Consider the following 21,776-nt stretch of genomic DNA (forward strand, 5'->3'; position numbering starts at 1 on the left):
ATGAGCCAATCCAACAGCGTCGGCCTGATCGACCTGCAGATCATGTGGAACCGCCTGATCGCGGTGGTCGAAGAGCAGGCGCAGACTCTCATGCGCACCGCTTTCAGCCCGATCGTGCGCGAATGCGGTGATCTCTCCGCCGGCGTCTTCGATCTGCAGGGGCGGATGCTTGCCCAGGCCGTCACCGGCACGCCGGGCCATGTGAACTCGATGGCCGAGTCGGTGAAGCATTTCCTGCGCTACTTCCCGATCGAGACCATGAAGCCGGGTGATGCCTATATCACCAACGATCCCTGGATGGGCACGGGCCACCTGAACGACTTCGTCATCACCACGCCATGCTTTCACAACGGCAAGCTGGTGGCGCTGTTCTCCTGCACCAGCCATCTCATGGACATCGGCGGCATCGGCTTCGGCCCCGACGCGACCGACGTCTTTATGGAAGGCCTCTACATCCCGATGCTGAAGCTCTTCGACCAGGGCAAGGCGAACGAGACGTTGATGGCGATCATCCGTGCCAACACGCGCCAGCCGGTCGATACCGAGGGCGACGTCTACTCATTGGCCGGCTGCAATGATGTCGGCGCGCGCCGTCTGGTCGAGATGCTGGACGAGTTCGGCATCGACTCGCTGGACCAACTCGGCGATCACATCATCGCGCGCTCGCGCGAGGCCGTGCTGGCGGAGATCGCCAAACTGCCCAAAGGCACCTGGCACAACACCATGACGGTCGATGGTTACGACGAGCCGGTGACGCTCACGGCCTCGCTCACCGTGTCCGACACGGGCATCCATGTCGACTACACCGGTACGTCGGGTGTGTCGCGGCGTGGCATCAACGTGCCCCATGCCTATACGACGGCCTACACGGTGTTTGGTCTGGGCTGCGTGGTCTCCACGCACATTCCGAACAATGCGGGTTCGCTCGAACCGCTCACCGTGTCGGCTCCCGAGGGCTCCATCCTGAATGCGCCCAAGCCCAGCGCCGTCGCCTCGCGCCATGTCATCGGCCAGATGCTGCCCGACGTGACCTTTGGCTGCCTGCGTCAGGCCGTGCCGGAGCGTGTACCCGCCGAGGGCACCTCCTGCTTGTGGAACATCAACGTGCGCGGCCGCGTGAAGGGTGGCGAAGGCGGTAACTACGGCTTCGGCATGGCCATCACCTCCAACGGTGGAACGGGCGCGCGTCCGGACAAGGACGGGCTCTCCGCCACGGCCTATCCCAGCGGCGTGCGTGGTACGCCCGTCGAGATCGCCGAGACGCAGACGCCGCTCATTTTCTGGCGCAAGGAGTTCCGTCCCGATTCCGGCGGTGCCGGCCGCACGCGCGGCGGGCTGGGCCAGATCATGGAAATCGAAAGCGGCATCGCGGAGCCCTTCGACCTGCTGGCCGCTTTCGACCGCATCGATCATCCGCCGCGCGGCCGTGACGGTGGTGCCGATGGCGAAGCGGGCTTCGTGGCGCTGAAGGCCGGCGGCAAGCTCAAGGGCAAGGGCTTCCAACTCATCCCGCCGGGCGATCGCCTCGTGATCATGACGCCGGGTGGCGCTGGCATCGGCGCGCCAACAGAACGTGATCGTGTCCAAGTCGCCAATGATCTTGCCGATGGCTTGATCTCCGAAGAGGCGGCCAACAAGCTCTACGCATATAAGCCGCCACGTGCGGCAGAATAGCGAAACGGGGAAAGAGGGAAGGAAGACTTCGATGAAACTGGGACGTAGAACCGCTCTGAAGGTGGGAGCTGGCGCGGCAATGTTCGCGCCGGCGATCGTGAAGGCGCAGTCGGCCATGAAGCTCGACCTGGCAACGGTCTGGCCGGATGGCAACTACCATACCAAGAACGCCAAGAAGTTCGCTGAGGAAGTCGGCAAGGCGACCAACGGCGGCGTGGTGATCACCGTCCATTCCGGTGGATCGCTGGGCTACAAGGGGCCGGAACAGCTCAACGCCGTGCGCGACGGGCTGGTGCCGATGGCCGATATTCTGAACATCCAGCAGGTCGGCGATGCGCCGTTGCTGGGCATCGAGGGCGTGCCCTTCCTGGTCAGCAATGCCGACGAGTTGAAGGTGCTGCAGAAGTATGCGCGGCCCGAGTTCGACAAGATCGCCACCAAGTTCAACCAGACGATCCTCTACACCGTGCCGTGGCCCACGCAGTACATCCACTGCAACGTCAAGACGGACACGGTCGACGGGCTGAAGGGCCTCAAGATCCGCGTGCCCGATCGCCAGGCCGGCGACATGATCAACCTGCTCGGCATGTCGGCGGTGCAGATCCCCTGGGGCGAGACGGTGCCCGCGCTGGCGTCGGGCGCAGTCGTGGGCGTCAGCACTTCCTCGGTGTCGGGTGTCGACGGCAAGTTCTGGGAGTTCCTGAAGGTCTTCTACAAGACCAATCACGTCTGGAGCAGCCAGATCGTCACCATCAACAACGACACCTGGAAGAAGATCTCGCCCGCCAATCAGAAGGCGATCACCGATCTCGCGGCGAAGCTGCAGCCGGAGTTCTGGCAGGTCTCGATTGATGCCGACCAGGCCAGCGCCAAGCGGATGATCGAGGGCGGCATGACCATGATCGAAGTGCCGCCGGCCATGTTGGCCGATATGCGCAAGCGGACCGTCTCGCTCGAGAAGGCCTTCATCGATCGCGCCGGCCCGGTCTCGGCCGACATCATCGCCAAGTACAAGAAAGAACTGGGCCGCTCGTAGCGGATCTTCGCTGGGAGCGCGTCGGCTGGACGGCGTGCTCCCGGCAAATCTCAAGGGGGAGAGTGGATGAAGGCGGATCCGGCGGGTCGCGTCCTCGACGTGATCGATGGGCTGTCGATGTGGGGGGCCTGGGCATCGGCGCTGTGCATCGTCTCGATCCTCGGCCTGATCGTGGCAGAGGTTCTGTCGCGCAATTTTTTCAATGTCAGCCTCTACTTCGCCTGGGAATTCAGCGCCTACCTCATGGGCGCGGCCTTCCTGATGGGCGCAGCCTATGCGCTACGCGCCGGTGCGCAGATCCGGGTCAATGTGCTGCTGGAGAACCTGCCGAAGCCCTTGGCGCGGATGCTGGACATCTTCGCCACGATCTGCGGCGTGCTGATTGCCGCCTATCTCACCTGGGCGCTGGGTGAACTCACCTGGCTGTCTTACGTCCGCGAGTCGCGCTCGCCGGAAAAGAGCGAGGTCCTGCGCTGGATCACCCAGTTCCCCCTGGCGCTGGGGTCGCTCCTCTTCACGCTGCAAACGATTGCACGGCTCGGCCGCCTGTTGCGCGGCGAGCCGGGCGATGATTCCCGTCTCCGTATTGGTCAGGACATCGAATAACGCATGAGTGCCATCCTGACCTGGTTGCTGGTTCTGATGACCGCAACCCTCTGCCTCGGCATCTGGATCGGTCCCGCGCTTCTGGCGGTGGGCGTCGGCCTCCTGGAGATGTTCACGAACCGGCCGACGCACAAGCTGATCGGTGCCTGGACGTTCAACGTTCTCACCTCGTCGGACATCGTCTCGCTGCCGCTGTTCATCCTGATGGGCGAGCTGCTGTTCCGCACCCGGCTGTCGCAGTCGCTGTTCTCGGGCATCGCGCCCTGGATGAGCTTCCTGCCGGGCCGGCTGTTCCACACGACGGTGATCGGCTGCTCGATGTTTGCCGCCATCTCGGGCTCGTCGGCAGCGACGACGCAGGTGGTGGGACGCATCACCCTCACTGAGCTTTTGAACCGCGGCTACGACAGAGGGCTGGCGGTCGGCAGCCTGGCGGGAGCGGGGACGCTCGGCTTCCTGATCCCACCGTCGATCCCGATGATCATCTATGCCGTGCTTGCCGAGGAATCGCTGCTGCGGTTGTTCACGGCGGGTTTCCTGCCGGGCTTTGCGCTGGCCGGCTGCTTCATGGGCTATATGGGCCTGCGGGCTCTCCTCAATCCCAAGCTGGTGCCGGGCGACGACCACACCAACTGGACCTGGTCAGATCGCTTCCGCAGCCTGATCGAGCTGGGGCCCGTCGCCTTCCTGATCCTGACGGTGCTCGGCACCATGTATGCCGGCATCGCCAGCCCGTCCGAGGCCTCGGCCATCGGCGTGCTGGGCGCTCTGGCGGTGGCTGCCTTCCAGCGCTCCTTGAGCTGGCAGGGGCTGCGCGACGCCCTGCTGGGTTCGGTTCAGACCACCTGCATGATCGGCATGATCGTGCTCGGCGCCTTCGTGGTGGGCACGGTCCTGGCCAATCTGCGCGTGCCGCAGTTCGTCTCGGCGGAGATCACCTCGTGGAACCTGTCGCCCTTCGTGCTGATCATGTTCCTGATGCTCTTCTACATCCTGCTCGGCACGGTGCTGGAAGGCTTCTCGATGATCGTGCTGACCCTGCCGATCGTGCTGCCGGTCGTCCTGGCGGCGGGTTTCGACAAGCTGTGGTTCGGCATCTTCCTGATCCTCACCATCGAGATGGCGCAGATCAGTCCGCCGGTCGCTTTCAATCTGTTCGTCATCCAGAACATCACGGGTGATTCGCAGACCTACGTCGCCTGGAAGGTCATCCCATTCTTCCTGATCATGATGGGCTTCACGGCGCTGCTGACCATCTTCCCCAGCTTCGTGACCTGGCCGGTCGATTTCATCCTGTCGAGGTAGATCGGCCTCTGCCAAACTCCCGAATCTGGAAGTCTTCGGGGGATGAATGGAACCGCGCCAGGTCAAGACAGCCGCCGATGCGCGGAAGATCGTCAAGCAACGCGGACTGACCCACGTCAAGGTGGGCGTCCACGACATCGACGGGGTTCTGCGCGGCAAGTACCTGCACGTCGACAAGTTCAACTCGGCGCTCGACGGCGGCTTCGGCTTTTGTGACGTCGTGCTGGGCTGGGACATCAACGATCAGCTCTACGACAACGTCACTTACACCGGTTGGCACACGGCCTATCCCGACGCCATGGTGCGCATCCTGCCCGACACGTGCCGCGAGATCGCGACCGAGCCGGGCAATCTCATGTTCCTCTGCGAGTTCGTGGACCGGGCCGAGGAAATCTGTCCGCGAGGGGTGCTGCGGCGTGTGCTGGCGCGAGCGGCCAAGCTCGGCTTCGAGGTCAAGGTGGGCTTCGAGTACGAGTTCTTCGTCTTCGCCGAGACGCCCGAGTCGATCCGCGAGAAGGGCTACAGGAACCTGAAGCCGATCTCGCCGGGTTTCTTTGGCTATTCGGTGTTGCGCAACTCCGTGCTGAGCGACTGGTACAAGGACCTCCTCGCGATGTGCGAGGCGATGGACATGGGCATCGAGGGCCTGCACACGGAGACCGGCGCCGGCGTGCTGGAAGCGGCACTGCGGGTCGACGATGCCCTGGCCGCGACCGACAAGGCTGCGCTCTTCAAGCTCTTCACCAAGGTGCTGGCGCAGAAGCGCGGTTGGCTCGCCACCTTCATGGCCAAATGGTCGAAGGATTGGCCGGGCTGCGGTGGCCACGTGCACATGTCGCTATGGAAGGGCGGCAAGCCGGTGTTCTTCGACGAGAAGGCGCCGTATCGCATGAGCCCGACCATGCGCCATTTCGTGGGAGGGCAGGCGGCGCTGATGCCCGAGTTGCTGGGCATGGTGGCGTCCAACGTGAACTCCTACCGCCGCCTGATCCCGGGCTTCTGGGCGCCGACCGTGTCGAGCTGGGGCGTGGAGAACCGTACGACCTCGCTGCGCGTCATTCCGGGCTCGGCCAAGTCGACGCGCGTCGAATATCGCGTCGCCGCGGCGGACGCAAACCCGTATCTCGCGCTGGCAGCGGCTGTGGGCGCGGGCCTGTGGGGCATCGAGAACAAGGTCGATCCCGGCGAGCCGATCCAAGGCAACTCCTACGAGAAGAAGCACTCGGCCAAGGCGCAGCTTCCACGCACCTTGATGGAGGCAGCGGGCCGACTGAAGGCGTCGAAGGCGGCGCGCGATCTGTTCGGCGACGCCTTCGTGGATCATTATTCTGCAACACGTGAGTGGGAGGAGCGGGAGTTCCGTAAGGCCATCACGGAATGGGAACTCGACCGCTATATGGAAATCATCTGATGTCTCTCGTCGGCAACTGGAACTATCCGACCTCGATCCGCTTTGGCGCGGGCCGCATCCGCGAGCTTGCCGACGCCTGCAAGGCCGTGGGACTGCGCCGCCCGCTCCTGGTAACCGATCCCGGTCTCGCCAAGCTGCCGATGATCGGTGACGCCATGACGGGCCTGCGCAAGGCCGGCCTCGAAGTGGCGCTGTTCAGCGACGTGAAGCCGAATCCCGTAGCCGCCAATGTCGAGGCCGGCATCCGGGTGCTGCGCGCTGGCAAGCATGACGGCGTGATCGCCTGGGGCGGTGGCTCGGGTATCGATGCAGCCAAGGCGATTGCCTTCATGGCAGGCCAGACACGGCCGCTGTGGGATTTCGAGGATGTCGGCGATTGGTGGACACGCGCCAATCCGGCCGGGATCTATCCCTCTATCGCCGTCCCGACGACGGCCGGCACCGGCTCGGAGACCGGCCGCGCGTCGGTGATCACCAACGAGCAGACGCACACCAAGAAGGTGATCTTCCATCCCAAGATGATGCCGCAGATCGTCATCGCCGATCCCGAACTAACGGTCGGCCTGCCGGCCAAGCTCACGGCCGGCACGGGCATGGATGCCTTCATCCATTGCTTCGAGGCCTATTGCGCACCGGGCTATCACCCTTATGCGGAAGGCATTGCCGTCGAAGGCATGCGGCTGGTGAAAGAGAATCTGGCGCGTGCGGTGAAGGACGGTCGCGACATCGAGGCCCGCGGCCACATGCTGGCGGCCTCGCAGATGGGTTCGACGGCCTTCCAGAAGGGATTGGGCGCCATCCATTCGCTGTCGCATCCCGTGGGGGCCGTGCTCGACACGCATCACGGCCTCACCAACGCTGTGGCCATGCCCTACGTGGTGAAGTTCAATCGCACGGCGATCGAGGAGAAGGTCGTACGGCTCGCGCGCTGGCTCAATCTGCGCACGCCGACCTTCGACGGCTTCATGCAATGGACCCTCGATCTCCGCCGCGAGATCGGCATTCCTCACACGCTCGCAGAGCTTGGCGTGAAGGTCGAGCATCTCGACAAGTTCTCTGCCATGGCCGCGGAAGATCCGACGGCGGGCGGCAATCCGATCAAGGCGGGTGTTCCGGAAATGCGCAAGATGTACGAAGCTGCCGTGGCGGGTCGGCTCTGATGGCTGCCACCTTTCCGACCCAGGCTCGGGTCGTCATCGTCGGCGGCGGCATCATGGGCTGCTCGACGGCCTACCACCTCGCCAAGCTCGGGTGGAAGGACGTGGTACTGCTGGAGCAGGGGCGGCTGAGCGGCGGTACGACCTGGCATGCGGCGGGGCTCGTCGGCCAGTTGCGCAGCTACCAGAACCTGACCCGCCTCATCCGCTACAGCACCGAGCTTTACTCGAAGCTCGAAGCTGAAACGGGGCTCGCCACCGGCTGGAAGCAGTGCGGCTCGCTCTCCGTCGCGCGCACCGAGGAGCGCATGGTGCTGTTGCGGCGTTCCGCTGCGATGGCCAATGCCCAGGGTGTCACCTGCGAGCCGCTGACGCCCAAGCAGGCTGGGGAGAAATACCCGATCATGCGCACCGACGACCTCGTCGGCGCCGTGTGGCTGCCGGGCGACGGGAAGGCCAACCCGGCCGACATCACCCAGGCGCTGGCCAAGGGTGCGCGCAACGGCGGTGTACGCATCTTCGAGAAGGTGCGGGTCACGGACGTCGACACGAAGGACGGCCGCGTCACCGGTGTGCAGACGACCGAGGGGCCAATCACGGCCGAGATCGTGGTCAACTGTGCGGGCCAGTGGGCGCGCCAGCTCGGCCGCAAGGTCGGTGTCACCGTGCCGCTCTATTCCTGTGAGCACATGTACATCGTCACCGAGAAGATGGAGGGCGTGCCGCGCGACCTGCCGGTGATGCGCGATCCCGACGGCTACATCTACTTCAAGGAAGAGGTCGGCGGTCTCCTGATGGGCGGCTTCGAGCCCGAAGCCAAGCCCTGGAACAAGGATATCATTCCCGACGATTTCGAGTTCGGCATGCTGCCGGACGACTGGGACCAGTTCCAGATCCTGATGGACAATGCACTGATCCGCGTCCCGGCGCTGGAGAAGACCGGCATCAAGACCTTCATGAACGGGCCGGAGAGCTTTACGCCGGACCTCAACTACATCCTGGGCGAGGCGCCGCAGGTCCGTGGCTTCTTCGTCGGGGCGGGCTTCAATTCGATGGGCATCGCGAGTTCCGGCGGCGCCGGCATGGCGCTTGCCGAATGGATCGTGGCCGGCGAACCGACGATGGACCTGTGGCCGGTCGACATCCGCCGCTTCGCGAACTTCCATGGCAACGATGCGTGGCTGCGCGAGCGGGTCAGCGAGACCTTGGGCCTGCATTACAAGATGTCCTGGCCGCAGCGCGAGCAGGAGAGTGGCCGGCCGTTCCGCCGTTCGCCGCTCTACGATCGGCTGAAGGCGCGTGGCGCGTGGTTTGGCAACAAGATGGGCTGGGAGCGGCCCAACTGGTTCGCAGGTATCGGCAAGACGCCGGACATGCAATACGGCTGGGCCCGCGGTGCCTGGTTCGATGCGGTTGCGGCCGAGCATCGCGCAACACGCGAGGGCGTGACGGTGGTCGACGAGACCTCGTTCGGCAAGATCCTGGTGCAAGGACGCGATGCCGAGGCAGCCCTGCAACAGCTTTGCGCCAACGATGTCGCCTTGCCGGTGGGGCACACTGCCTACACGGGCGCGCTGAACGCGCGGGGCACTTTCGAGAGCGACTTCACCGTGGCGCGACTGGCGCGCGACAAATTCCTGATCATCACCGGCTCGGCCCAGCCGACGCGCGACATGGATTGGCTGGGACGCAACCTGTCGGCCGACGCGCATGTCGTGCTGACGGATGTGACATCCGCCTGGACGGTGCTGTCGGTGATGGGGCCGAAGAGCCGCGCGCTCCTGCAGAAGGTGAGCCGGGCCGATTTCTCCAACGAGGGCTTCCCCTTCGCGGCGATCCGCGAGATCGGCGTCGGCTACGCCACGGTGCTGGCGGCGCGTCGCACCTACATGGGCGAGCTGGGTTGGGAACTTTATGTGCCGGTCGAGTTTGCCGCGACGGTGTTCGAGACCCTGCATGAGGCAGGTGCCGAGTTCGGTCTGCGCGATGCCGGCTATTACGCAGTCGAAGGCCTGCGCCTGGAGAAGGGCTATCGCGCCTGGGGGCGCGAGCTGACGCCGGACGACACGCCGTTCCAGGCGGGTCTCGGCTGGGCCGTGAAGCTCGACAAGCCCGGCGGCTTCATCGGCCAGAAGGCGCTGGTCGAGGCGAAAGGCAAGCCGCTGACGCGGCGGCTGGTGTCGGTGGTGCTCGAGGATGGCGAGCCGCTGCTCTGGGGTGGCGAGGCCCTTCTGCGTGATGGAGCGCCGGTGGGCGATCTTACCTCGGCCGCCTATGGCCACACGATCGGCGCTGCGCTCGGGCTGGGCTACGTGAAGCGCACGGACGGTTCGGCAATCGACGCCGCGTGGCTGGAGGCCGGCCGGTTCGAGATCGACCTTGCCGGCACGCGGCTCAAAGCCAAGGTCTCGTTGCGGCCGCCCTACGACCCCGCCGGAGCTCGCATCAAAGTCTGATCGGAGGGTTTGAGGCGGGTTTCGGCCAGTTCGCCGGCCGCCTCGAGGATGGGATAGGCCACCGTCGTCAGATGGCCGTTGATGCGCTTCAGGTCGCGGATCACATCCATGTGGATCGAGCTGGTCTCGATGGATTCCGGCCGGCCTTCGCGCAAGCGTGCGAAGTGGCTGTCGCCGGCATGCATCTCCGCTTCACGCATGGATGTCTTCTCGGCCACCAGGCGGCGGGCCAATGTGATGTCGCGGGTCGTGAAGACGTTCAGGGCCAGTCGCAGGTTTTCAAGAACCCGGGCATGGAAAGCGCGCAGCTCCGCGGTGCCTTCGGCGGAGAAGGAATAGCGGTTCTTGATCTTCTTGGTGGCGAGTTCCATCAGGTTCTTGTCGATGATGTCGCCGACATGCTCGAGGTTCGTGGTGAAGGTCAGGATCTCGACGTAGCGACGGCCGTCCTCCTCACCAAGTTCATTGCGTGAGGTCTGGACGAGGTAGAGCTTGATGGCTTCGTAGAGGTGATCGACGGCGTCGTCGGCGGCCTCGATCGCCTTCACCGCCCGGGCGTCGTTGTTTTCCAGGGCGTCCATGGTCTGGCGCAGCATGTCGGCAACCTTGTCGCCGAGATTGAGTGTTTCGCGCATGGCGCAGGCCAGCGCTTCGGCGGGCGTGTCGAGCACGTTGGGGTCGAGATGGCGCGGCCGGCCGGGATCGTCGGCCTGAGGCCGGGAGGGCACCAGCCGCCGGCAGAGCGCGGCCAGCGGGTCATTCAGCGGCAGGAAGACGATGGCCGCCACCAGGCTGAAGGCGGTGTGGAAATTCACTAGCAGCCGCGCCGGGGCGGGATCGATGAATGCCAGCCAATGGTGAATCGGCCCGAGGAAGCACAGCAATCCGGCCCCGATCACGACACGCGTGATCAGATTGCCGAGAGGCACGCGGCGTGCGTCGACATCGGTCGTCGACTGGTCGAAATAGGGCGCAATCGCGCCGCCGATATTGGCGCCGATGATCAGGGCGAGGCCGAGCTTGGGTTCGATGATGCCGCTGCTGGCAAACGACATGACCAGCAGCACCGACGACAGACTGGAATGCACGAACCAGGTCGCTGCGGCGGCGAAGACGACCGCCAGCACATACTCGTCCTGCAGGCCCGAGAGCACGGCGACGAAGGCTGGCGAAGCACGCAGCGGCGCGGCGGCCGCTTCCAGCAGATGCAGTGACAGCAACATCAGGCCGAGACCGATCGCGACGCGGCCGAGATGGCGGGCCTTGTCCGAGCTGTTCGACAGGAAGGCGATGACGCCGACGGCGATCATGAACGGCGACACCCAGCCTAGGTTGAACGACAGGACCTGGGCGGTGAGGGTGGTGCCGACATTGGCGCCCAGCATGACGGCGAGTGCGATCGACAGCGGGATGAGTCCACGGCTGGCAAACGAGGCCAGCAGCAGCGCCGTCGCCGTGCTCGACTGCAGGATGCCGGTGAGGCCGACGCCGCCGGCAAAGGCGGTGAACCGGTTACGGGCGCAGGCGCTGATCGCGCGGCGCAGAGTGGCGCCGAACGCGCGCGTGAGCCCCGTGCGGACCATGCGGACGCCCCAGAGCAGCAGGCAGACGCTGCCCAGCACATTCAGAACTGTGTCGACACCTTGCATGATCGCCGAACCCTACGCCTCGCTCTCTCGATGTTAAAGTTTTTTGACTTATTTGTTACGAGGCGAGCTTGCTCGCTTCGTCCATGAAGGCCCGGACCAGCGCGACACGGCGGCGTTCCTGAAGGCACACTGCATATTCGGCCACGGCAAGATCACGATCGGCGATGACGATGCGGCGAAAGCGGCGGTCTTCGCCAAGTTCGCTCGCGAAGACTGCACCGATGCCGAAGCCGGCGGCCACGGCCTCACGCACGCCTTCGCGTGTCTGAACCTCGACGATGGACGCCGGCCTGATATCGGCGGCAGCCATCGCCTGTTCAAGCACTTCGCGTGTAATCGAGCCGCGCTCGCGCAGGACCAGTTCCTCCCCGGCGAGAGCGGCAAGGGGCGTGCGGCCACGTCGGGAGAGCGGATGGCGCGCCGGTACGAAAAGCACCACACGGTCCGTGCGCAGGCGCACTGTATGGAGCCGCGGATCGGAGATGCTCTTGGCCATCACCGCGACATCGGCCTCGTGGCGCAGCAGGCGCTCCAGCACACCGGCGGAATTATCGATGGAGAGCGCAAAGGTGAGCCCGCCGGCCCGTTTGCGCAGCGCGCCCATGATCGGCACGACGTGGTGGGCGGAGTCCGCGGCGATGCGCAAATGCCCACGCACCAGCGCCTGCTCGCCGGCCAGCAACGCCTGGGCTTCGTCCTGTACGGCGAAGAGGCGCGTCGTGATGCCGTGCAGTTGGCGGCCGGTCTCGGTTGGCGTCACGTTGCGGCTCTTTCGGTCGAACAGGCGCACGCCATAACCCTTTTCGAGCGCGGTCACTTGGCCCGACAGGTTGGGCTGGCTGAGGCCGGAGGCGCGGGCGGCAGCCGAGAAGGAGCCGGCCTCGGCGACGAGATGGAAGGCGCGAAGCTGGGTGGGTGTCATATAGAAGAAACCGATAGGTAGCATATGGAATATATACTGGACGGATAGAAAGAGCGAGCCGATCATTGAGCTCATGACGACCCCGAAAGCCTCTTCCGAAACCGGCGATCCGCTGCTGCTGACGCCCGGTCCGCTTACCACCTCGGCCAGTGTGAAGCAGGCCATGGTCCACGACTGGGGCTCACGCGATCAGGGCTTCATCGCCATCAATAAGATGGTGCTGGAGAAGATCGTCGAACTGGCCGGAGCGCAGGACACCCATGTCACCGTGCCGGTACAGGGATCGGGGACCTTCGCCGTCGAGGCGATGATCACGTCGTTCGTACCGAAGACGGGCAAGCTCCTGGTCGTCATCAATGGCGCCTATGGCCAGCGTGCCAAGAAGATCGCCGAGATCGCGGGTCGCGGCGTCGCGACCTACGAGACGCCCGAGGATACGCCGCCCGATCTCGCCAAGCTCGAAGCGATGCTGGTGGCCGACAAGGCGATCACCCACGTCTTCGCAGTCCATTGCGAGACGACCTCGGGCATTCTCAACCCCATCGTTGAAATTGGAGCGCTTGTCGCCAGGCAGGGCCGCCGCCTGCTCGTTGATTCCATGTCGGCGTTTGGGGCCCTCGAGATCGACGCGCGCCAGGTGCCTTACGATGCGCTGGCGGCCTCGTCGAACAAGTGCCTCGAAGGCGTGCCTGGTCTGGGCTTCGTCATCTGCCGCAAGGAGGCGCTGGCCGAGTGCAAGGGCAATGCGACGACCCTGGTGCTCGACCTGTTCGACCAGGCTGAGGGTTTCGCCAAGACCGGTCAGTATCGCTTCACACCGCCAATCCACGTCATCGTGGCGCTGGGCAAGGCGATCGAGGAGCACGCGGCCGAAGGCGGCGTGGCGGGCCGCGGCAAGCGTTATCGCGACAATGCCAAGGTGCTGATCGACGGCATGCGCGCCATGGGCTTCCGCACGCTTCTCAGCGACCGGCTGCAGGCGCCGATCATCATCACCTTCCACATGCCGACCGATCCCAAGTTCGTCTTCCAGCGCTTCTATGACGGGCTGAAGGACCGCGGCTATGTGATCTATCCGGGCAAGCTCACGGTGGCGGATTCCTTCCGCATGGGCTGCATTGGCCGGCTGTATCCTGAGCACATGAAGGGCGCTCTCGCGGCCGTACGCGAAGTGCTCGACGAGATGCGCGTTACCAACGGCGGCCCGGCACTGGCGGCCGAGTAGGGAGTTAACAAGATGGCGCCTGATAGTCTGAACACCACCGGTGGCGAGATCGCCGTCAACGGCCGCCGCTATCGTCTCCCGAAGGAGCCCGTCGTCATAGTCTGCGTCGATGGGTCGGAGCCGGGCTATATCGAGTGCGCCGTCGAGGCGGGGCAGGCGCCCTGGTTCGCCAAGGTACTCAAAAATGGCGCCAACCTCGCGGGCGACTGCGTGGTGCCGTCCTTCACCAATCCGAACAACCTCTCGATCGTCACCGGCCGGCCGCCGGAAGTGCACGGCATTTGCGGCAACTACTTCCTCGATCCCGAGACGGGCAAGGAAGTGATGATGAACGATCCCAAGTTCCTGCGCGTCGAGACGCTGTTTCCGGCTTTCCAGCGCGCCGGCTGCCGCATCGCCGTCGTCACGGCCAAGGACAAGCTGCGCGGTCTGCTGGGCAAGGGCCTGGAGCTGGGCGCGGGCAAGGCCTGCGCCTTCTCCTCGGAGAAGTCGGACAAGGCCACCCTGGCCGAGAACGGCATCGACAAGGTGAACGAGCTGGTCGGCATGGGCGTGCCCGATGTCTACAGCGCCGGCCTCTCGGAGTTCGTGTTCGCGGCGGGCGTGAAGATCATGGAACGCGATCGGCCGGAGATCATGTATCTCTCGACGACCGACTACATCCAGCACAAGCACGCGCCCGGCACCCCGGTCGCCAATGCCTTCTACGCCATGATGGACGGCTACCTGGCCAAGCTCGACGCGATGGGCTGCACCATCGTGGTCACCGCCGACCACGGCATGAACGCCAAGTTCGGCAGCGATGGCCAGCCCGACGTGATCTACCTGCAGGACGTGTTCGACGGTTGGCTCGGCAAGGACAAGGCACGCGTGATCCTGCCGATCACCGATCCCTATGTCGTGCATCACGGCGCATTGGGTTCCTTCGCCGTCGTCTATCTGCCGCAGGGCACGACGGCCGCTGAAGCTGCCGCGAAGCTCAAGGCGATGCCGGGTATCGAGACCGCGCTCACCAAGGAAGAGGCGGCTGCCCGCTTCGAGTTGCCGGCAGACCGTCTCGGCGACCTGATCGTGGTCTCGACCAAGCACAAGGTGCTGGGAACGTCGGCCGCGCGCCACGATCTTTCGGGGCTCACCGAACCGTTGCGCAGCCATGGCGGCATTTCGGAACAGCGCGTGCCGGTGATCTGCAATCGCAAACTGGCCGACGGCGCGGCTGCCTCAAAGCGCTGGCGCAACTTCGACGCCTTCGATCTCGCCCTCAACCTCGTCGCCTGAGAGAGCATCCATGGACACGATCACCCGCGCCGGCGCCGATGTCCGGCACGAGCATCTGCGCATTGCAGGCCGCAAGGTCGAGACTGGCGCGAGGCTGGAAGTGCGCTTCCCCTGGGACAATCGCCTCGTCGGCACGGTGCCGCGCGCCACGCCGGAGCTGGTGGCCGAGGCCTTCCAGATCGCGCACGACTACAAGCCTAAGCTGACGCGCTATCAGCGCCAGCAGATCCTGCTCAAAACCGCCGACCTGCTGGTCGCGCGCAAGGGGGAGCTGTCACGGCTCATCACCCTGGAGTCGGGCCTCTGCCTCAAGGACTCGCTCTACGAGGTCGGCCGCGCCTACGACGTCTTTACGTTTGCAGGCCAGCTTTGCATGCTCGACGACGGCCAGACCTTCTCCTGCGATCTCACCCCGCACGGCAAGTCGCGCAAGATCTTCACCTTGCGCCAGCCGCTCAACGCCATCTCGGCGATCACGCCCTTCAACCATCCGCTGAACATGGTGGCGCACAAACTGGCGCCGGCCTTCGCGACCAACAATTGCGTGGTGCTGAAGCCGACGGAGCTGACGCCGCTCACGGCGCTGTTCCTCGCCGACACGCTTTACGAGGCGGGCCTGCCGCCCGAAATGCTGTCGGTCATCACCGGCAATCCGTCCGACATCGGTGACGCCATGATCGTCGATCCGCGCGCCGATCTCGTCACCTTCACGGGCTCGGTCCGGGTCGGCAAGTACATCGCCGAGAAGGCCGGCTACAAGCGCATTGTGCTGGAGTTGGGCGGTAACGATCCGCTTATCGTCATGGAGGATGCCGACCTCGACAAGGCCGCGGAACTCGCCGTCGCCGGCGCCACCAAGAACTCGGGCCAACGCTGCACGGCCGTGAAGCGCATCCTGGTCGTGGACAAGGTGGCCGATGCCTTCGTCGAGCGGGTGCTGGCCAAGGCGAAGAAACTCAAGGCCGGCGATCCGCTCGATCCGGAGACCGACGTCGGCACAGTCATTCACGAGCGCGCGGCCACGCTGTTCCAGAACAGGGTCAGCGAAGCGGTGGCCAAGCACGGCGCCAAGCTGCTGCATGGCAATGATCGCCGCGGCGCGCTGTTCCCGCCCACCGTGGTCGATCATGTCGATCCACAGGCCGAGCTGGTGCGCGAGGAGACGTTCGGGCCTGCGATTCCGATCATCCGCGTCAAGGACATCGCCGACGCCATCCGCGTCTCCAACGGCACGGCCTACGGCCTCTCCTCGGGCGTCTGCACAGACCGGCTGGACTACATCACCCGCTTCGTCGACGAGCTGCAGGTCGGCACCGTCAATATCTGGGAAGTGCCGGGCTATCGCATCGAAATGTCACCGTTCGGTGGCATCAAGGACTCCGGCCTTGGCTACAAGGAAGGTGTCCTGGAGGCGATGAAGAGCTTCACCAACGTGAAGACTTGGTCCTTGCCCTGGCCGGGCTAGGGACAGACCAAGTAGGGGTGCCTCGCGCTCTTGGTAGAAGCCTCTGGATTTTCTCCTCCAGAAAGAACATATAGAGAACAATGTTCTGGAGGAGGAAGCCGTGCCCGAGACGAAATCCTATTCAGGAAGCTGCCACTGTGGCGCCGTGACCTATGACGTCGAGCTCGACGTCTCTGGGGCGATCAAGTGCAACTGTTCGATCTGCAGCCGGCTCGGCGCCGTGCTGGCCTTCGCCCCCAAAAGCAAGCTCACGCTGAAGTCCGGCGAGGACGCCCTCGTCGATTACCAGTTCGGTAAAAAGCGTCTGCATCATCGCCATTGCCGGAGTTGCGGGATCGAGACCTTTGCCGAAGGCGCGATGCCCGACGGGACACCGACGGTCGCCATCAATCTCCGTTGCATCGACGGGATGGACGTGGACAAACTCTCGGCCCGCCCGTTCGACGGGCGAAGCCTTTAGCGTTGCGAGTAGGGGAAAACATCATGAGTGTCAGTCAGGCAGACAAGGCCAGGAAGTTCCGCGCACTGCACGAGGCGCCCGGCGCTTTCATCATTCCCAATCCATGGGATGCGGGCTCCGCACGCGTGCTGGCCGGTCTCGGCTTCGAGGCGCTGGCTACGTCGAGTGGCGCCAAGGCGGGTGTGCTCGGCAAGCGCGATGGCAAGGTGACGCGCGAAGAAGCGCTGGCCAACGCGCGTCTGATCGTGAACGCGACCGACCTGCCGGTTGCTGCCGATCTCGAGAAGGGCTTTGGCGATACGCCGTCAGATGCGGCCGAGACGATCCGCCAGGCGTCAGGTGTCGGCCTGGTCGGTGGTTCCATCGAGGATGCGACCGGCGACAAGGACAAGCCGCTTTACGATATCGAGACAGCGGCGACGCGCATCAAGGCGGCCGTCGAGGCGGCGCGCTCGCTGCCCGTGCCGTTCGTGCTGACGGCCCGGGCCGAAGGCTTCCTGCGTGGGCAAGCCGATCTGAATGATGTCATCAAGCGACTGCAGGCCTACGAGGCCGCAGGGGCGGACGTGCTGTTCGCGCCGGGTCTACCCGACCTCGCGGCGGTGAAGAAGGTTTGCAGCGCGCTCAAGAAGCCGTTCAACTTCATGGTCGGCATCAAGGGCAAATCCTTCAGCAAGGCCGAGCTCGAGGCCGCTGGTGTGAAGCGCATCAGCCTCGCCACGTCACTCTACCGCGCCGCCATGACGGGGCTCGTCGATGCGGCGAAGGAAGTGAAGGACAAGGGCACCTTCACCTATCTTGATCATTCGATCCCGACACCGGACCTGAACGCCTTCATGAAGGAGTAGGCGTCTCGACGCTCGGCGAAGAGGAGATGAAGCGGATCGCGGCCGAGGTCATTTCTCGACCGCGCCACCGCCTTCGGCCCAGTCCTTGAAGGCGCCGAGGTTGTAGACTTCGTTGAATCCGAAATCCTTCAGCACCTTGCCGCTCAACGCTGAGCGGCCACCCGAGGCGCAATAGACGATCACGGTCTTGCCCTTGTCGAAGCTCTTGTCGTGATAGGGTGAGTCGGGGTCGGCGCGAAACTCGAGCATGCCGCGCGAGACGTTTACTGCGCCGGCAACCTTGCCGCTCTTCTCGACCTCGGCCGTATCGCGCACATCGACCACCAGGGTATTGCCCTTGGCGATCATGTCCTTGGCCTCGGCCGGCGTGATCTTGGGCACCGCGGCATTCGCCGCCTCCATCAACTGCTTGACGCTCGTTGCCATGGATATCCTCCTGGTGATCGTTGTCGTGGGAGCTGGTGGGAATTCCAGTCCCGCGTGTACAGTGTGACCCAATTGAAAGCTCCGAGGAAACGACCATGTCGTCTTTGTCCCGCCGCCATCTGATGGCGGCTTCCGCGGCTGCGGTGCTGGTCGCACCGTCGCTCGCCCGGGCGCAGGGCGCAGCGCCGGCCTGGCCTGCCAAGCAGATCCGGATGATCGCGCCCTACCCACCGGGCGGTGGCGTGGATACGGTCACCCGCGCCTTTTCAGACAAGGTCGGTCCCAAGATCGGGCAGGCCATCGTGGTCGACAACCAACCGGGCGCTGGTGGCGTGCTGGGTGGCGCGGCGCTCGCCCGTTCACCGAACGATGGCTACACTCTGATGGTGGGTAGCTTGGTCGACTATTCGATCGCGCCATTCTTCCATCAGGGCCTCACCTTCGACATGGCGAAGGACTTCGTGCCGATCCTCGAGATCGCCAACGGCACGATCGCCGTGCTGGTGACGCCGAGCCTGCCGGTGAAGAACGTGCAGGAGCTGATCGCGCTCGCCAAATCCAAGCCCGGCCAGCTCTCCTATGCCTCGTCAGGCTTCGGCGGTCTGATCCATCTCAACTACGAGATGCTGAAGCAGATCACGGGCGCGGAAATGACTCACGTGCCTTACAAGGGCACGACACAGTTCCAGGCCGACCTCTATGAAGGCCGCGTGCAGGTCTCGATCGACAATGTGCTGGCCCACCTGCCGCACATCGCCTCGGGTAAGGTGCGCTGCCTTGCGGTTACGTCGAAGAACCGTTCGCCGCTGCTGCCGGATGCGCCGACCATGGCGGAGGCGGGCGTGCCGGGTTCTGAATCGGCCACCAACTACACCTTATTCGCCCCGAAGGGCATAGCCCCCGAGATCGTCGCCAGGCTCAATGCTTCCGGAAACGAGGTGGTCAAGGATCCCGAGTTCCGTGAGCGCATGCTGAAGCTCGGCATTGTCCCCGTTGGCAGCACGCAGCCCGAAGTGCAGGCCAAGCTGACCTCGGAGATGAAGCGGTGGGGCGACGTCATCCAAAAGGGCAATATCAAGCCAAGCTGAGTAGTACCTCGTGTTCCATGGTTGGCGGGTCGTTGCGGCCTGCTTTGTCATCGCGGCCTTCGCCTGGGCGTTGGGCCTGTTCGGCGCCAGCGTCTATCTGCAGGCCGTCACCGCCGCGCATGGCTGGCCGGTGGCCGAAGTGGCGTCGGCCATCACGCTCTTCTTCCTCGTAAGCGCCAGCATCCAGCGTCTCGTCGGCCGCAGCATCGATCGCTGGGGGCCGCGGCCGGTGTTGTCGATCGGCGCCGTTTCCATGACGCTGGGTGTTGCGCTGATCGGGCAGGTGAGCGCGCCGTGGCAGCTCTATCCCTGCTTCGCGCTGGTCGGCATCGGCTGGTCGACGCTGTCCACCACCGGCCTCACAGCGACCGTGGCGCCCTGGTTCGAGCGCCATCAGGGGCGTTCCATGACGCTCGCCATCATGGGCGCCAGTCTGGGGGCGATCCTCGGTGTGCCGTTGCTGTTGTTTGCTCTGGCACGGCTCGGTCTGGGACAAGGATTGATCGCTACGGGCCTCGTTGCCGCGGCGTTGCTGTTGCCGCTGATCTGGCGCGTGCTGCGCTTTCGTGGCCCGGCCGATCTCGGCGTGGGCCGTGACGGCGAAGCGCGGGCCGTGGGTGCGGTACAGTCCGCCGCCACAACACCCGTCGCCGCTCTTGGCCGGCCCCGTATCCTGCTGTGGAGCGCCGCGGCGGGCTTTGCGCTCGCCCTGACGGTGCAGATCGGCTTCATCACCCATCACGTTGCCTTGGCCGAACCTATGCTGGGCACGGCAGGGGCGGGCTTGCTGGTGAGTGCGACCGGTGTGACGGCCTTCGTTGGCCGGCTCGTGCTGGCGCGCATCGTCGACAGGGTCGATGTCCGGCGGCTGGCCTGCCTCGTCATGGCTGTCCAGACCCTGGCCCTACTTGCCATCGCGCTCTGGCCGACAGCGCCGGTTCTCGTCGCGGCGAGCCTGGTCTACGGCTACGGCATCGGCCACGTGACGACCCTGGGCCCGGTTGTCGTGCGCCGTGAGTTCGGCGCCGCCGCTTTCGGCGCGACCTATGGTGCGGCCGCGACCGTGATCCAGCTCGTCTCGGCCTTTGGGCCGGCCCTGCTGGGCTTTCTGCGCGATGGTTTCGGTGGCTACGGGCCAGGGTTGGTGATGGCCTCGATCATCACGACAATGAGCTGCCTGACGTTGTTCGTTGGCCGCCACTGGGGCAGGCGGCGGAGCCGCTAGATCTGCGGAGGGTGGAGTTGCCACGCCCCGTGCTTTCCGCGATGAAGTTGGCATGGATACAATCGCCGCCCTGATGCCGGCTGACCGCACGGCATCTGAACATTTCGATGTGCTGATCGTCGGCGCGGGCCTCTCCGGCATTGGCGCCGCCTGGCACTTGCAGAAAGAATGCCCGGGCAAGAGCTACGCCATCGTCGAAGCGCGAGAGGCCAGTGGCGGGACCTGGGATCTCTTCCGTTATCCCGGCGTCCGTTCCGACTCCGACATGTACACGCTGGGCTATCGTTTCCGGCCGTGGAAGGACGCCAAGGCCATCGCCGACGGGCCGTCGATCCTGTCCTACATCCGCGAGGTCGCAACCGACCACGGCATCGACCGGAAGATCAAATACCAGCATCGCGTCGTCGGCGCTTCGTGGTCCACGCCCGACTCGAAGTGGACAGTCGAACTGGAACGCGGCCCGGATAAGGAACGCGTCTTCATCTCCTGCGGCTTCCTGTGGATGTGCAGTGGTTACTATCGCTACGAGGCGGGGTACCTGCCGGAGTTTGCGGGTGCCGATCGCTTCAAGGGCCAGATGATCCATCCGCAGCACTGGCCGCAGGATCTCGACTATGCCGGCAAGAAGGTCGTGGTGATCGGCAGTGGCGCCACGGCGGTTACGGTGGTGCCGGCGATGGCCGAAACGGCCGCGCACGTCACCATGTTGCAGCGTTCGCCGACCTATGTGGTGGCGCGGCCGGCCGAAGACCCGATCGCCAACAAGCTCAAGCGCAAGCTGCCGCTCAAGCTCGCTTACATGATGACGCGCTGGAAGAACGTCCTGCTCGGCATGTATTTCTACCAGATGTGCAAGCGCAAGCCGGAGAAGGTGAAGGGCCTGATCCTGGGTGGCGTGCGCCAGATGCTGGGGCCGGACTTTGACGTCGGCAAGCATTTCACCCCACGCTACAACCCGTGGGATCAGCGTCTATGCCTCGTGCCCGATGCCGACCTGTTCCGCGCCATTCGCAAGAAGCGCGTCTCGGTCGTCACCGACCAGATCGAGACCTTTACCGAGACGGGCATCAAGCTGAAGTCTGGCGAGCAACTGGACGCCGATATCGTCGTGACGGCGACCGGGCTGGTGCTGCAGCCGCTCGGCGGCGCGAGCCTCGTCGTCGATGGCAAGCCGGTGAAGCCGTCGGAGACGATGATCTACAAGGGCATGATGTACAGCGACATACCGAACCTCGCCTCGGTGTTCGGCTACACCAACGCGTCGTGGACGCTGAAGGCCGATCTCGTCTGCGAGTATGTCTGCCGCCTGCTGAACCATATGGATCGCAAGGGCTTCAAGCAGTGCACGCCGCGCAACAATGATCCGACCTTGACCGAGGAACCGTGGGTTAACTTCTCCTCGGGCTATATCCAGCGCGCTCTGGCGCATCAGCCCAAGCAGGGCTCCAAGCGCCCCTGGAAGCTCTACCAGAACTACGCGCTGGATCTGGTGAGCCTGCGCTACGGCTCGGTGCGCGACAAGGCGATGGCGTTCACGCGCTGACG

At 64.7% G+C, this 21,776-nt stretch carries 18 protein-coding genes; 15 read left to right on the forward strand and 3 right to left on the reverse strand.

The window, feature by feature from the left end; translation table 11 throughout:
• The 7 genes from EPO50_RS09880 (at position 1) to EPO50_RS09910 (ending at position 9,645) form a co-directional block, all read left to right on the forward strand.
• The gene (locus EPO50_RS09880) at positions 1–1,674 is read left to right on the forward strand and encodes a hydantoinase B/oxoprolinase family protein (protein ID WP_296343448.1); all 1,674 of its coding nucleotides are present in this window, start codon (positions 1–3) and stop codon (positions 1,672–1,674) included.
• Between the two features lie 31 nt (positions 1,675–1,705).
• On the forward strand, positions 1,706–2,710 hold the full coding sequence (locus EPO50_RS09885) for a TRAP transporter substrate-binding protein (RefSeq protein ID WP_296343450.1): 1,005 nt from the start codon (positions 1,706–1,708) through the stop codon (positions 2,708–2,710).
• 66 nt (positions 2,711–2,776) lie between these two features.
• On the forward strand, positions 2,777–3,316 hold the full coding sequence (locus EPO50_RS09890) for a TRAP transporter small permease subunit (protein WP_296343452.1): 540 nt from the start codon (positions 2,777–2,779) through the stop codon (positions 3,314–3,316).
• Between the two features lie 3 nt (positions 3,317–3,319).
• Positions 3,320–4,621 carry a TRAP transporter large permease gene (locus EPO50_RS09895; RefSeq protein ID WP_296343453.1) on the forward strand — a complete coding sequence of 434 codons (1,302 nt, stop codon included), beginning with the start codon at positions 3,320–3,322 and terminating at the stop codon, positions 4,619–4,621.
• Between the two features lie 46 nt (positions 4,622–4,667).
• The gene (locus EPO50_RS09900) at positions 4,668–6,032 is read left to right on the forward strand and encodes a glutamine synthetase (protein WP_296343455.1); all 1,365 of its coding nucleotides are present in this window, start codon (positions 4,668–4,670) and stop codon (positions 6,030–6,032) included.
• Positions 6,032–7,192 carry an iron-containing alcohol dehydrogenase gene (locus EPO50_RS09905; RefSeq protein ID WP_296343457.1) on the forward strand — a complete coding sequence of 387 codons (1,161 nt, stop codon included), beginning with the start codon at positions 6,032–6,034 and terminating at the stop codon, positions 7,190–7,192. The genes EPO50_RS09900 and EPO50_RS09905 overlap by 1 nt, the downstream gene beginning before the upstream one ends.
• On the forward strand, positions 7,192–9,645 hold the full coding sequence (locus EPO50_RS09910; protein WP_296343459.1) for an FAD-dependent oxidoreductase: 2,454 nt from the start codon (positions 7,192–7,194) through the stop codon (positions 9,643–9,645). Before EPO50_RS09905 ends, EPO50_RS09910 begins: the two co-directional genes overlap by 1 nt.
• Here the strand turns inward: EPO50_RS09910 and EPO50_RS09915 are convergent.
• On the reverse strand, positions 9,612–11,294 hold the full coding sequence (locus EPO50_RS09915; protein ID WP_296343460.1) for a Na/Pi cotransporter family protein: 1,683 nt from the start codon (positions 11,292–11,294) through the stop codon (positions 9,612–9,614). The two genes, EPO50_RS09910 and EPO50_RS09915, sit on opposite strands and share 34 nt — an antisense overlap.
• Before the next feature lie 55 nt (positions 11,295–11,349).
• Complete coding sequence (locus EPO50_RS09920; RefSeq protein ID WP_296343461.1) at positions 11,350–12,240, reverse strand: LysR substrate-binding domain-containing protein; 891 nt, start codon at positions 12,238–12,240, stop codon at positions 11,350–11,352.
• Between the two features lie 49 nt (positions 12,241–12,289).
• Between EPO50_RS09920 and EPO50_RS09925 the strand changes: the two genes are divergently transcribed.
• The 5 genes from EPO50_RS09925 to EPO50_RS09945 all read left to right on the forward strand — a co-directional run bounded on the left by EPO50_RS09925 (position 12,290) and on the right by EPO50_RS09945 (position 17,492).
• Positions 12,290–13,441 carry a 2-aminoethylphosphonate--pyruvate transaminase gene (locus EPO50_RS09925; RefSeq protein ID WP_296343463.1) on the forward strand — a complete coding sequence of 384 codons (1,152 nt, stop codon included), beginning with the start codon at positions 12,290–12,292 and terminating at the stop codon, positions 13,439–13,441.
• 12 nt (positions 13,442–13,453) lie between these two features.
• On the forward strand, positions 13,454–14,719 hold the full coding sequence (gene phnA / locus EPO50_RS09930; RefSeq protein ID WP_296343465.1) for a phosphonoacetate hydrolase: 1,266 nt from the start codon (positions 13,454–13,456) through the stop codon (positions 14,717–14,719).
• A gap of 10 nt (positions 14,720–14,729) precedes the next feature.
• Positions 14,730–16,184 carry a phosphonoacetaldehyde dehydrogenase gene (gene phnY / locus EPO50_RS09935; RefSeq protein WP_296343466.1) on the forward strand — a complete coding sequence of 485 codons (1,455 nt, stop codon included), beginning with the start codon at positions 14,730–14,732 and terminating at the stop codon, positions 16,182–16,184.
• 100 nt (positions 16,185–16,284) lie between these two features.
• Positions 16,285–16,644, forward strand: coding sequence for a GFA family protein (locus tag EPO50_RS09940; RefSeq protein WP_296343467.1), 360 nt, complete (start codon positions 16,285–16,287; stop codon positions 16,642–16,644).
• A 23-nt stretch (positions 16,645–16,667) separates the two neighbouring features.
• Entirely contained in the window at positions 16,668–17,492 is an 825-nt protein-coding gene (locus EPO50_RS09945) for an oxaloacetate decarboxylase (protein ID WP_296343469.1), read from the forward strand.
• A 48-nt stretch (positions 17,493–17,540) separates the two neighbouring features.
• Here the strand turns inward: EPO50_RS09945 and EPO50_RS09950 are convergent, their stop codons facing one another.
• Positions 17,541–17,918, reverse strand: a complete 378-nt coding sequence (locus EPO50_RS09950) for a rhodanese-like domain-containing protein (RefSeq protein WP_296343471.1) — start codon at positions 17,916–17,918, stop codon at positions 17,541–17,543.
• Positions 17,919–18,013: 95 nt separating this feature from the next.
• Between EPO50_RS09950 and EPO50_RS09955 the strand changes: the two genes are divergently transcribed.
• The 3 genes from EPO50_RS09955 to EPO50_RS09965 are packed head-to-tail and all read left to right on the forward strand — an operon-like array spanning position 18,014 to position 21,774.
• A complete protein-coding gene (locus EPO50_RS09955) occupies positions 18,014–19,006 on the forward strand; it encodes a tripartite tricarboxylate transporter substrate binding protein (RefSeq protein WP_296343472.1) in 993 nt (330 codons plus the stop codon).
• A 10-nt stretch (positions 19,007–19,016) separates the two neighbouring features.
• Positions 19,017–20,231 (forward strand): MFS transporter, encoded by a 1,215-nt coding sequence (locus EPO50_RS09960; RefSeq protein WP_296343473.1) that lies wholly within the window; start codon positions 19,017–19,019, stop codon positions 20,229–20,231.
• 52 nt (positions 20,232–20,283) lie between these two features.
• Positions 20,284–21,774 (forward strand): NAD(P)/FAD-dependent oxidoreductase, encoded by a 1,491-nt coding sequence (locus tag EPO50_RS09965; protein WP_296343474.1) that lies wholly within the window; start codon positions 20,284–20,286, stop codon positions 21,772–21,774.
• Positions 21,775–21,776 lie beyond the last annotated feature (2 nt).

This window comes from Reyranella sp. (assembly GCF_004297405.1).
Lineage (GTDB): Bacteria > Pseudomonadota > Alphaproteobacteria > Reyranellales > Reyranellaceae > Reyranella.